Source organism: Capnocytophaga periodontitidis (genome assembly GCF_016126015.1).
Classification (GTDB): Bacteria; Bacteroidota; Bacteroidia; order Flavobacteriales; family Flavobacteriaceae; genus Capnocytophaga; species Capnocytophaga periodontitidis.
In genome coordinates this window covers 13320-25419 of record NZ_JAEFDB010000001.1, presented here as the reverse complement: position 1 = coordinate 25419, position 12100 = coordinate 13320, and the positions used below count along the sequence as shown (strand labels likewise).

The window sequence follows — 12100 nt, the reverse complement described above, 5'->3', positions numbered from 1 at the left end:
TACCACAAACCTAAAAAAAATGTATAAAGAATTTAAACAACTCCCCGATGATGCCCGTGTGTGGATATACCAATGTAACCGCAGTTTTACGGAAGATGAACAAGCGCAATTGCGCACTCAGTTAGAAGATTTTATAAGCCATTGGATGGTACACGGCAAGGAATTGCTTTCCTCTTTTGAATTGCGTTACAACCGCTTTATTGTGATAGGAGCCTCTCCTGATGCTCACGGTGTAGGCGGCTGCTCTCTTGATGTTTTAGCGCGTTTCATTCAGGATTTAGAAGCCCAGTACAATGTCACTTTGCTCGACCGTATGAATGTGAGTTACCGCCAAGGGGAACATATTGCATATAAAAACCTTGCCGATTTCAAGAAGATGGTAAAAGATAAAGCTGTATCGGCTCAAACTATAGTATTCAACAATTTGGTAAATACCAAAATAGAATACGAAGAAAATTGGGAAGTGCCTTTAGAAGATAGCTGGCACAACCGTTTTTTGTAATTAGCAAATTAGCAAATGTGAAAATTTGCTAATTTGCTAATTTCTTAAATCAATATATTTGGTTTCGTACTAAATCTTCAAAAGTCTCTGCTTTTCTGATGAGTTTCGCCTCACCATTTTGCCACAATACTTCAGCAGGGCGCAAACGTGAATTGTAATTGCTTGCCATTGTATAGCAATATGCCCCTGCATTATGGAAACAAAGAATGTCTCCTTCAGTAATTTCAGCTATTTGTCGGTTAGAAGCAAAAGTATCTGTCTCACAAATGTACCCTACTACCGAGTAGAAACGCTTTTTACCCTCGGGATTAGAGAGATTTTCAATGTAGTGAGTTGCTCCGTAGAACATAGGTCGGATAAGGTGATTAAATCCCGAATCAATCCCTGCAAACACAGTGGAAGTAGTTTGTTTTACTACATTCACTTTCACTAAAAAGCGCCCTGCCTCACTTACTAAAAATTTACCAGGTTCAAAAGCCAATGTAAGGTCGCGCCCGTACTCTTTACAGAACTCCGCAAATCGTGTACTTAGGCGTTCGCCTAATTCCTCTATATTCGTTTGTATATCCCCCTCTTTATAAGGCACTTTAAAACCACTTCCAAAATCTATAAATTGCAAGTCCTTAAAGTTTTTTGCTGTTTCAAAGAGTATTTCGGCAGCATAAAGGAATACATCTATGTCTAAAATATCACTACCCGTGTGCATGTGGATACCGTTGATGTGCATTTTCGTATTCTCTACAATGCGCAAGATATGAGGAATTTGGTGAATACTAATTCCAAATTTACTATCGATATGCCCCACCGAAATATTGCTGTTACCTCCTGCCATTACGTGTGGATTGATGCGAATACACACCGGTACTTCAGGGTGTTGTGTGCCAAACTGTTCCAAGAACGAAAGGTTATCTATATTCAGCTGAACGCCCAAACGCATTGCCTCTTCAATCTCACTCATCGATACCCCATTAGGAGTAAAGATAATTTGTTCAGGAGCAAAACCTGCTAATAAACCTAATTGTACCTCTTGGATAGAAACGGTATCAAGTCCAGCACCTAAGCTCTTCATCAGTTTTAAGACAGCAATATTAGAAAGCGCCTTCATTGCATAGTTGATACGCAATTTAGGTACTGAGGCAAAAGCATTCGTAAGACGTTGGTATTGACTGCTAATTTTTTCAGCATCATATACATACACAGGATTTCCGTAGGTATGTGCTATATTCAGTAAGTCTTCTGTTTTCATTTTTTATTTTTCTAATTAAGACCGCAAAGGTAGTAATAATTTGGCAATTAGCCAATTTGTCGATTAGTAAATCACTCATAATTAGCTATTAGTTGTTACTTATTTTTTTGGGTTACTAAATCAAAAATAAAATTATAAGAGTCGTTTTTTCAATTTTTTGCTTTATATTTGCACCTCAATATTTAATATTTTTATTGTTGTAAGAAATGGATTATATACATCTCACTGGTTATAAAACATTTAAAGATATTCATTTAGACCTCTCTCCTATTAATATCCTTATTGGGGCTAATGGAAGTGGAAAGAGTAACTTTATGTCGTTCTTTGACTTTCTTAATAGACTGTATAACCGCAGTCTAAGGGAGTATATTGCTCTAAAAGGAGGGGAGGATAAAATGCTCTTTCAAGGTAAAAAAGTTACTGATGAGATTTCTTTTAAAATAGAATTTGATAACGGACAAAATGGATATTCTGTTGTTTTAAAATTAGGAGAGGAAGGTTTTGTTTTCAATAAAGAAATTCTAATATACAAAAATAACAACTGGGATATAGGTAACTTTTATCCAGATTCTCACCTTAAAGCAACAAGTATTTTTAGAGCGAAATATATCATTCGATATTTAGATGGCTTTCGCAAGTACCATTTTCACGATACGGGAGCAAAATCGCCTTTTACACTACAGAGCAATATTGAAAATGATATTCATTACTTGTATAGTAATGGAGCTAACTTAGCAGCTTTTTTATACCATATCAATCAAGAAGATAGAATTACTTATCATAGAATTGTAAAGACAATACAGAATATAGCTCCTTTTTTTTCTGATTTCTATTTAGTGCCTAATGCTAATAATGAGGTAAAATTACAATGGAAAGACAAGTATAGCGATATGGTTTTTGGAGCAACAGATGTATCGGATGGTACATTGCGATTTATGGCTCTTACCACTCTGTTCTTGCAACCTAATTTGCCTGATACTATTGTGATTGATGAACCTGAATTGGGGTTACACCCAGCCGCTATAGCTAAATTAGCCGCTATGATCCAGTCAGTCGCAGAGAAGGGCTGTCAAGTAATAGTGGCTACTCAGTCTACCGACTTGATAAGTTATTTTGAACCTGAAGATATTGTAACAGTTGATAGAATAAAAGGAGAAACTGTATTTAAACGGCTTTCAAAAGATTCCTTACAACAATGGCTTGACGATTACACTCTCGATGACCTATGGAAACGGAATATAATTGAAACAGGACAACCTAACTATTTGTAATATGAAACGCTTTATTATCATTTGTGAAGGACAAACTGAAAGAGATTTTTGCAAAGAAGTATTAGCACCTTATCTTTGGCAATACGGAATTACTATACAAACTCCTCTTATTAAAATTTCAGGAGGAGGTATTGTGAAATGGGACTATTTAAGGAAACAAGCTGAAACTCATCTTAAAGAATCTTCTTCTGTTTTTGTTTCTACCTTTATTGATTATTATGGGCTTTATGAGAAATATAATTTTCCAAAATGGGAAGAAGGTAATAAAATCTATGACAAAAATAATAGAATTTTGTTTTTAGAAGAGGCTATGAAAGAAGATATTTCAGAATCTTTACAACATAGATTTATCCCTTATTTACAACTTCACGAATTTGAAGCCTTACTTTTTATCGACCTGCAAATGTTTTATGAACAAGTGCCAAAATCCGATTTGGTAGGGATTGATGAACTAGAAGAAACTTTTGCTAAATATTCTAATCCTGAGATGATTAATAACAGCAAAAACACTTCTCCTGGTCATAGGTTAGAAAGAATTATAAAAGGATACAAAAAGCCTCTTTATGGGCATTATCTTGCAGAGGCGATTGGAATTCAACGTATAAGGGCTAAATGTCCAAGATTTGACAATTGGATAACAACATTAATTTCTATCTCCTAATAAATAAATCTCACAAAAAAATGAAAACCATCTCTGAAATACGCGCAGATTTTCCTATACTCAACCGCACAATCCACAATCGCCCGCTCATCTATTTTGATAACGGTGCGACCTCTCAAACACCTACTTCTGTGATTGAGACGATAGTACATTACTATACATATCAAAACGCGAATATCCACCGTGGAGTACACACCCTTAGTCAAGAGGCTACTGATGCTTATGAGCAGGCACGACAGAAACTACAACGCCATTTTAACGCTCGTAAATCTTCCGAAATTATTTTCACAGCAGGTACGACTCACGGCATCAACTTGGTTGCCAATGGCTATGCTGCTCTTATGAAAGAGGGTGATGAGGTGATTATTTCGGCTTCAGAACACCATAGCAATATAGTGCCTTGGCAGTTGGCTTGTGAGCGAAGTGGGGCTACCCTAAAGGTAATCCCAATGAATGAGCAGGGTATTTGGGATATGCAAGTCTATAGCGAACTGCTCAATGAAAGCACACGAGTGGTATGTGTACAACACGTATCAAATGCGTTGGGCAATATACATCCTATTGCCGAAATTATAGCCCAAGCACATTGTGTAGGGGCTGTTGTATTGGTAGATGGAGCGCAAGCAGCTCCACACCTCCAACCCGATGTGCAAGCCCTTGATGTAGATTTCTATGCCGTATCGGCTCATAAAATGTATGGACCTACGGGTGTAGGCGTACTCTATGGCAAAGAAGAATTATTGTTGCAATTGCCTCCTTATCAGGGAGGAGGGGAGATGATTAAACAAGTGCAATTTGAGAAGAGCACTTATGCTGATTTACCTTATAAATTTGAAGCGGGTACGCCTAATATTTGTGGTGGTATTGCCTTTGGTGCTGCTATTGATTACATACATTCCTTAGGCATTGAGGCTATAGCGGCTCACGAACATCAATTGTTAGCTTATGCCATTGAAAAGCTGCAAACTATAGAGGGGATTATCCTCTATGGCAACCCCGATTTAACTCAGCGTACAGCAGTTATATCTTTCAACTTGCAGGGGGTACACCCTTACGATGTAGGGGTGATTCTCGACCAATTAGGGATAGCAGTGCGCACCGGTCACCATTGTGCGCAACCTATTATGGATTTTTATCAAATCCCAGGTACAGTGCGAGCGAGTTTTGCTGTATACAACACTTTTGAAGAGATAGATACTTTCGTGGAGGCTGTAAAAAAAGCTCAGAGGATGCTCAGCTAATTTATGAATCGACTAATTGACTAATTGACAAATTATTACTACCTTTGCCCCCTCAAACACCTAAAATCATTATGGAAGAAGTAAGATATGACGAGGATAGCATTCGCTCTCTCGACCCCTTAGAACACGTGCGTTTACGCCCTGGTATGTACATCGGAAAGCTGGGAGATGGCTCTTCAGCCGATGATGGTATCTATGTGCTCCTCAAAGAAGTAATAGATAATAGCATCGACGAGTTTATAATGGGTGCGGGTAAAACCATCGACGTGAAAATCAACGATAATAAAGTGGAAGTACGCGATTATGGTCGTGGTATCCCCTTAGGAAAAGTAGTAGATGTAGTTTCTAAAATGAATACGGGGGGTAAATACGACTCTCGTGCGTTTAAGAAATCTATCGGACTCAATGGAGTGGGTACTAAGGCAGTGAACGCTCTTTCGGCTTACTTCAAGGTAGAATCGATACGCGATAATCAATCAAAATCAGCATCTTTTGAAAGAGGTATTTTAAAAGAAGAATCTCCTATAGAAGAAAGTACTAAAAGACGCGGTACAGGAATCGTTTTCATTCCTGATGATACCATCTTCAAAAACTTTAAATTTCGCAATGAGTATGTGGTGCGTATGCTCAAAAACTACGTATACCTCAACCCAGGGCTCACAATCAACTACAACGGCGAAAAGTTCTATTCTGAAAACGGACTTCGTGACCTTTTAGCTGAAAATAACAACGAAGAAGATTTCCTATACCCTATCATTCACCTCAAAGGCGAGGATATAGAGGTCGCTATTTCACATAGCAAAACCCAATACAGCGAAGAGTACTACTCATTTGTAAATGGACAAAACACCACGCAAGGAGGTACGCACCTCAACGCTTTCAAAGAGGCCTATGTAAAAACCATTCGCGATTTCTACAAAAAGAATTTCGACCCTTCGGATGTGCGTAAATCTATCATCGCAGGGCTTTCTATCAAAGTAATGGAACCTGTGTTCGAGAGCCAAACAAAAACCAAATTAGGTTCTACCGAAATGGGCGAAGGAATGCCTACAGTGCGCACTTATATCAACGATTTCATAAGCCGAAATTTAGATGATTTCTTGCATAAAAATAATGAAATTGCCGATGCTATCTTGCGAAAAATTATGCAAGCACAACGCGAACGCGAAGAATTGGCAGGTATTCGCAAATTAGCCAAAGATAGAGCTAAAAAAGCAAACTTACACAATCGCAAACTACGCGATTGCCGTGTGCATCTCACTGATACCAAAGATGAACGCGCTCTTCAAAGTACCTTGTTCATCACCGAGGGGGATTCAGCATCGGGGTCTATTACCAAGTCGCGTGATGTAACTACCCAAGCAGTCTTTTCACTGCGCGGTAAGCCGCTTAATACCTACGGAATGACCAAGAAAATAGTGTATGAAAATGAGGAGTTCAACCTTTTGCAAGCAGCTTTAAATATCGAAGATTCTATGGACGACCTCCGTTATAACAATATCGTAGTTGCCACCGATGCCGATGTAGATGGTATGCACATTCGCTTGCTACTTATCACTTTCTTTTTACAATTCTTCCCAGAAATCATCAAAGAGGGACACCTATATATATTGCAGACACCTTTATTTCGTGTGCGCAATAAGCAACAGAAGATATACTGCTATAGCGAAGAAGAAAAACAAGCCGCTATAGAAAAACTGAAAGGAAAACCTGAAATTACCCGATTTAAAGGATTAGGTGAAATCTCTCCTGATGAGTTTAAAGATTTCATAGGTGAAGATATCCGTTTAGACCCTGTGATGATGGATAAATCTATCCATACTGAGCAGCTTTTAGAGTTTTATATGGGTAAAAATACTCCTGATCGCCAAGAGTTTATTATCAACAATCTAAAAGTAGAAATCGATAATTTCGAGTAAAATAGGTTGTAGTACGACGGTTAAACGATTTTTTTCATCTGATAGTAATAAAGTTTACAACGAATATACCATAACATATAATTGAAAATCAAATTTTTGTGATATTAAAATTTTGTTTGTTTGATAATTATTCGTATCTTTGTAGCAACTTTTTTCTTATAAAAGACTATTTAAATGAGATTTTTTAAGTACTACCTATTATTAATGGGATTGTATAGCACCTCATTACAAGCTCAAATCATTTTTACTGAAAGCCTTACCCCTGTAATTGACACAACAAAGGTGTGGCAGGGGAGTATTGCACCTGAAATAAATTTTAAAACAGAGAAAGACAATTTTTTTCAAGTGAAAAATAATACCAATGTGAGTATTCTGCTAAGTAATAAAAAGGCTTTTACACTTCTCAATCAGATAGAGATTACTACTATTGGCAATACTGTGAATGTGAGTAATGGTTTTATACATATTGAATACCGTTATTTAGCCAAACCAAGATGGGAAATATATCCTTTTACTGAAGCTGTATGGGTACCCAGTAGAGGATTGCTATTGCGTATTGCTTCAGGAGGGCAATCGCGTTATCACTTTGTGCAATCAGAGCATTTCGTTTGGACAGGAGGTATTGGTTTTTTTTATGAATATGAGAAGTGGAATATGGATGGCGTACCTAACCTTACAGTACCCAATGAAACACGTGAGCAGCAAACCATCAAAGCGCGTTTTGCAATGGGGTTAAAAGTAATCTTTACCGAAAAATGGAACTTCACTACTAGCGGCTACTTACATTCACGTTTAGACAGCAATGTAAAGAATCCGCGTTTTGCCTATAGTTTTGACCTCAAACATCACTTTACCGAACATTTTGGAGCATGGCTCTCTTATCAAGCAATCCAACACACTAAACCTATCTTCCCTATCAAAAAACTCTACGCTGTAGTAACAGGAGGCATTTTCTTTACGTGGTAAATTATTAATCTTTTGTTTTATTCTTCTTCGTTTGCCACACGATGCCCCCTACAAGCCATAACATTAATAATATAGCACCTACTAAACTGAGGTTGCTACCTGTTTTTACTATTTGAGGTTCAAATACAAAGCGTATTTCGTGTTTGCCTGCAGGTACAGAAAGTGCTCTCAAAGTATAATCTACACGATAAATAGGCGCTTCTTTGCCATCGATAGTAGCTTCCCAGCCGTGAGGGTAATACATTTCGGAGAAAACTGCCAAACCATTGTGAGGATTGTTACTTTCGTATATCAGTTCATCAGGACGTACATTCTTTAGTGTAATCACTGCAGTTGTATCGACGGTGTATTGTGTGGGGAGAGTTGTTTTCAAATCATTGGCTGTTGCCAAAGCTTCTTGAGCAGGTTTAAATTTCTCTAAAGCCTGCATTACCTCATCATCATTATTTTTTAAACTGAGTTGTTTTACAAACCACGCACTGCCTAAAGCGTCATCATTATGTATGGGTTGCATTTGTCCTTCTTGGTTACGCAAAATTATATACTTCACGTTCAGCATATTGAGGATTTCCATATTGCCTTTAGCGATTTGGTAATCAAAAAGTTCTTGCAAGCGTTTGGGTTTAGCAGCGTGATAGCCTCCAATAGAATGGTGGAAATAAGAAGTGCGCGCACCATTGATACCCACTTGAGGTTCATAAACACGATAATAACTCTTATCTTGCAGAATTGCTCTATCGGCAGCGGTTTCCTCGAAAGGATTTTCTATTTGGTATTTATCTACAAAACTATCTTTATTCACATAGCGTTTGGCTACCCCTCCCAAATCAAAGAAAAGCAAGACTAAAAGTGCAATTTGCATTCCCCTAAGTGGGATTTTTTTGTATTGATAGAGAAACAAAGCTAAAGCAGTAAGGAGGAAAAGCACTGTACTTCTCAACACATCGGCGGTATAGATGCTCTTGCGGTCTTCCACTATAGCTTGAAGTATTTGTTGGTTTGCATAGTAACCATCATTAGCACCTTGAAAATCTAAGAATCCTTTGGCTAACAAGAGTACTCCCATTAATCCTAAGCAAATATAAAGGGTGTGAAGTAGGTATTTTTTGCGTTGTTCTTCTTCTGTTTTAAGGAATTGTTGCAGTCCGACGATTGCCAATATAGGCACACAGAGTTCCAAGAGCACTTGTATAGACGATACTGCTCTGAACTTGTTGTAGAGCGGAAAATAATCAATCATAAAATTGGTAAGGATACCGAAATTTTTACCCCACGAGAGCACGAGAGCCATTAGCGAGCCTGCCAAGAGCCACCATTTGAGTCGGTTTTTCACCACAAAGAGAGCTAACACAAAGAGGAAGAACACTACTGCGCCTATATAGGCAGGAGCGGCTACCAAAGGTTGGTCACCCCAATAGGTAGGTAAATGTTTTGTTTCGTTGAGAGCTTGTTCAGGAGGCGCTCCTAATTGCAATAAAACTTCATAAGTGTGAGAATCTTTACCTAAATCTTCACCGTTAGAGCCCCCTAAGAGACGTGGAACAATAAGGTTCAATGATTCGGTGATACCATAACTATATTCGGTGATATAGTCGTGAGAGAGTCCGCTACTTTGTTTTTTAGGAGTTCCCTCAGGAGTAAAGGTAAGTGTAGATTTACTGCGCGTACTCCAATCGGCATATTCGCTGGTAGTGAGTAGCAGGGTAGCATTGGCGAGCACGCTCACCACCACAGCCCCCACAAGTACAGCAGTTGCTTTTGCAAAATCATTGAGTTGTTTTTCTTTAACAGCTTTATAGAGCAATCCAGCGCCTAAGAGCAGTACTAAAAGAAGTAGGTAGTACGTCATCTGGAAGTGGTTGGCAGAGAGTTCTAAAGCCAAAGCCACTGCTGTGAGCAAGCCTCCCCAAAGGTATTTCCGTTGAAAAACCATTAAGATACCCGCCAATACGGGTGCAAAATAAGCAATAGCGTGTGCTTTGGAGTTATGTCCTGCTCCTAAGATGATAATCAGGTAGGTAGAGAGACCAAAAGCAATAGCCCCTAAGAAAGCATTTTTGTAATCTACTTTGAGCACCAAGAGCAAAATATAAAACCCTACGAAGTACAAAAAGAGGTAATCGGCAGGACGTGGCAAGAAGCGTAGTGTTCTATCCAATTGTTTTACAAGGTCGTTAGGGTATTGCGCCCCCAATTGATAGGTAGGCATACCACCAAAGGCACTATTCGTCCAATAGGTTTCTTTGTTTTCTGTTTGGCGGTAGTCGTTGCGTTCTTTTGCCATACCCGTGTATTGAGCAATATCGCTTTGGAGTATGCCTTTCCCCTGCAATATGGGGTAGAAAAAAGCGAGCGCAATGACTGCGAATAGCGCAATTATAACAATGTGGGGGGTGATTTTCTTTGCCATTGTGAATTAAATTTCTTCGTAATCAATATATTCGCCTACTTGCTTGGTAGCTTGAGGGTTTTTAGAATGAGGATTATTATTGATAATTGTTTGTTCTCCAGCTTGTCGCTGAGAGCGATTTTGCTGGTAAGCATTTTGTTGGTATTGATTTTGAGCGCGTTCAAATTCCTTTTGCATTCTCTGGCTCATTCGGGTGAGGAAAAAGCGCATTATAGAAGGAGCAAAAGCGCGCATAAGGATTCTTATCCCCAAGAATATCAATATAATAATCAGGATTGTTCGTATAAATCCTGTGAAAGAAGCTTCTGCCATCATTTCTATTTTTTTAGTTTCATTGGGGCAAAGGTAGAAAGAAATTAGCAAATTAGCAAATTTATAAATCTCAGTATATTTTTGTTCGTTATTCATTGTTAATTATCAATTATTTTCTACCTTTGCCACATCAAAATATAAAACGAAGAAATACAATGAATATCCAACAACTTACCGACCTTACTACGCAGGTGCGTAGAGATATCCTCAGAATGGTTCACAAAGTAAATTCAGGACACCCAGGAGGCTCTTTGGGCTGTGCCGAATTTCTCGTTTGCCTCTACAACGAAGTAATGGACATAAAACTTCCTTTTACAATGGACGGCAAAGACGAGGATTTATTTTTCCTCTCTAACGGACATATATCTCCCGTATTTTACAGCGTATTAGCCCGCCGTGGCTTCTTCCCTATAAGCGAACTGAACACTTTCCGCTTGCTCAACTCGCGCTTGCAAGGACACCCTACTCCTCACGAAGGTTTGGAAGGCGTACGCGTGGCTTCAGGCTCCTTAGGACAAGGTCTTTCGGTTGCCATTGGGGCAGCTCTTGCTAAAAAACTCAACGGCGACAAGCACCTTGTATATACCCTTCACGGCGATGGCGAACTACAAGAAGGACAAATATGGGAAGCCGCTATGTACGCAGGCGGTAAAGGGGTAGACAACCTCATCGCTACAGTTGATTACAACCACAAACAGATTGACGGTCCTACTGATGCTGTAATGCCTTTAGGTAACCTTCGCGCTAAATGGGAAGCCTTTGGATGGCAGGTAATCGATATTGAAAAAGGCAACGATATTGCTTCTATCTTAAAAGGATTGGCAGATGCCAAAGCCTTAACTGGCAAAGGTAAACCGGTGTGTATCTTACTCCACAGCGAAATGGGGAATGGCGTAGACTTTATGATGGGTACTCACGCTTGGCACGGCAAAGCTCCTAATGACGAGCAATTGGCTAAAGGTTTAGCACAGAACCCTGAAACGTTGGGCGATTATTAATTAGCAGATTAGCAAATTAGAAAATTAAAAATTGATATTTATGGCTGAAATTACTGAAAGATTAGCTGATAGTGAAGAAAAAGAAGAGCTTTTAGCTTTGAAAGAAAAAGCTATTGACTTGCTAAAAGAAAATAATTTCGCTTGTGATGAAAGCAATCCTAAAGAAGTAGCTACTTCTTTAAGACATTTTATTGATGCTTATAAAGAGCAAAAAGTTACTACCGATACCTTAGCATACGACAAGGTAGATTTAGCTTATGGTTTAGGAGAATTATTTGCTAATGCAGTAATGAACTTCTATCAATGGGAGTATTTCTATCTTGACAAAGGCAACGATGTCGCTGGTTTTGCAGTAGTAAATCCTAATAAAAAATGGTATATCTTTGTTCATCATTATCTCTACGATTTACTTTTTGATGAAGAAAAGGAAAACAACCTATTACTAAATTTCAATATGCTTGAAGCAAGTGTATTAACACCTTATGAAAAACCTAATCAAAAGTATATAGGGTTAAGTTAAGAATTATACGTAATATAAACTACTTTGTCAAAGTCCTTAAAGCCTACCGTGCTA

General features: G+C 38.5%; 11 protein-coding genes. 8 read left to right on the top strand and 3 right to left on the bottom strand.

Translation table 11 applies throughout. The features are described 5' to 3' along the window. The first annotated feature begins 19 nt into the window (after nucleotides 1–19). Nucleotides 20–502, top strand: coding sequence for a hypothetical protein (locus tag I7X29_RS00120; protein ID WP_002682125.1), 483 nt, complete (start codon nucleotides 20–22; stop codon nucleotides 500–502). Between the two features lie 49 nt (nucleotides 503–551). On the opposite strand, the gene lysA is transcribed toward I7X29_RS00120, so the two are convergent. Beyond that, nucleotides 552–1748 carry a diaminopimelate decarboxylase gene (lysA, locus tag I7X29_RS00115; protein ID WP_096089150.1) on the bottom strand — a complete coding sequence of 399 codons (1197 nt, stop codon included), beginning with the start codon at nucleotides 1746–1748 and terminating at the stop codon, nucleotides 552–554. 206 nt (nucleotides 1749–1954) lie between these two features. Between lysA and I7X29_RS00110 the strand changes: the two genes are divergently transcribed. From I7X29_RS00110 to I7X29_RS00090, 5 genes are all read left to right on the top strand, one after another. Next, nucleotides 1955–3019, top strand: a complete 1065-nt coding sequence (locus I7X29_RS00110) for an AAA family ATPase (RefSeq protein ID WP_198472384.1) — start codon at nucleotides 1955–1957, stop codon at nucleotides 3017–3019. Nucleotide 3020: 1 nt separating this feature from the next. Then, the gene (locus I7X29_RS00105; RefSeq protein WP_198472383.1) at nucleotides 3021–3680 is read left to right on the top strand and encodes a DUF4276 family protein; all 660 of its coding nucleotides are present in this window, start codon (nucleotides 3021–3023) and stop codon (nucleotides 3678–3680) included. Between the two features lie 20 nt (nucleotides 3681–3700). Further along, on the top strand, nucleotides 3701–4921 hold the full coding sequence (locus I7X29_RS00100) for an aminotransferase class V-fold PLP-dependent enzyme (protein ID WP_198472382.1): 1221 nt from the start codon (nucleotides 3701–3703) through the stop codon (nucleotides 4919–4921). Between the two features lie 71 nt (nucleotides 4922–4992). Beyond that, nucleotides 4993–6840, top strand: coding sequence for a DNA topoisomerase IV subunit B (locus I7X29_RS00095; protein WP_088594620.1), 1848 nt, complete (start codon nucleotides 4993–4995; stop codon nucleotides 6838–6840). A gap of 174 nt (nucleotides 6841–7014) precedes the next feature. After that, on the top strand, nucleotides 7015–7806 hold the full coding sequence (locus I7X29_RS00090) for a DUF481 domain-containing protein (protein WP_051046617.1): 792 nt from the start codon (nucleotides 7015–7017) through the stop codon (nucleotides 7804–7806). Between the two features lie 4 nt (nucleotides 7807–7810). Here I7X29_RS00090 and I7X29_RS00085 read toward each other — a convergent pair whose 3' ends face one another. Next, nucleotides 7811–10216 (bottom strand): YfhO family protein, encoded by a 2406-nt coding sequence (locus I7X29_RS00085; protein ID WP_198472381.1) that lies wholly within the window; start codon nucleotides 10214–10216, stop codon nucleotides 7811–7813. 6 nt (nucleotides 10217–10222) lie between these two features. Further along, nucleotides 10223–10624 carry a DUF4834 family protein gene (locus I7X29_RS00080; RefSeq protein ID WP_009414341.1) on the bottom strand — a complete coding sequence of 134 codons (402 nt, stop codon included), beginning with the start codon at nucleotides 10622–10624 and terminating at the stop codon, nucleotides 10223–10225. A gap of 59 nt (nucleotides 10625–10683) precedes the next feature. On the opposite strand from I7X29_RS00080, the gene I7X29_RS00075 reads away from it, so the two are divergent. Next, a complete protein-coding gene (locus I7X29_RS00075; RefSeq protein WP_002681907.1) occupies nucleotides 10684–11526 on the top strand; it encodes a transketolase in 843 nt (280 codons plus the stop codon). Between the two features lie 40 nt (nucleotides 11527–11566). After that, nucleotides 11567–12046 carry a hypothetical protein gene (locus I7X29_RS00070; protein ID WP_009414343.1) on the top strand — a complete coding sequence of 160 codons (480 nt, stop codon included), beginning with the start codon at nucleotides 11567–11569 and terminating at the stop codon, nucleotides 12044–12046. The last annotated feature ends 54 nt before the right edge of the window (nucleotides 12047–12100 follow it).

What these genes read in the sequence shown, in the direction of transcription:
- I7X29_RS00075 (WP_002681907.1), top strand. Translation starts at nt 10,684, where the DNA reads ATGAATATCCAACAACTTACCGACCTTACTACGCAGGTGCGTAGAGAT.
- I7X29_RS00120 (WP_002682125.1), top strand. Translation starts at nt 20, where the DNA reads ATGTATAAAGAATTTAAACAACTCCCCGATGATGCCCGTGTGTGGATA.
- I7X29_RS00070 (WP_009414343.1), top strand. Translation starts at nt 11,567, where the DNA reads ATGGCTGAAATTACTGAAAGATTAGCTGATAGTGAAGAAAAAGAAGAG.
- I7X29_RS00095 (WP_088594620.1), top strand. Translation starts at nt 4,993, where the DNA reads ATGGAAGAAGTAAGATATGACGAGGATAGCATTCGCTCTCTCGACCCC.
- I7X29_RS00110 (WP_198472384.1), top strand. Translation starts at nt 1,955, where the DNA reads ATGGATTATATACATCTCACTGGTTATAAAACATTTAAAGATATTCAT.
- I7X29_RS00080 (WP_009414341.1), bottom strand. Translation starts at nt 10,624, where the DNA reads ATGAATAACGAACAAAAATATACTGAGATTTATAAATTTGCTAATTTG.
- lysA (WP_096089150.1), bottom strand. Translation starts at nt 1,748, where the DNA reads ATGAAAACAGAAGACTTACTGAATATAGCACATACCTACGGAAATCCT.
- I7X29_RS00100 (WP_198472382.1), top strand. Translation starts at nt 3,701, where the DNA reads ATGAAAACCATCTCTGAAATACGCGCAGATTTTCCTATACTCAACCGC.
- I7X29_RS00105 (WP_198472383.1), top strand. Translation starts at nt 3,021, where the DNA reads ATGAAACGCTTTATTATCATTTGTGAAGGACAAACTGAAAGAGATTTT.
- I7X29_RS00090 (WP_051046617.1), top strand. Translation starts at nt 7,015, where the DNA reads ATGAGATTTTTTAAGTACTACCTATTATTAATGGGATTGTATAGCACC.
- I7X29_RS00085 (WP_198472381.1), bottom strand. Translation starts at nt 10,216, where the DNA reads ATGGCAAAGAAAATCACCCCCCACATTGTTATAATTGCGCTATTCGCA.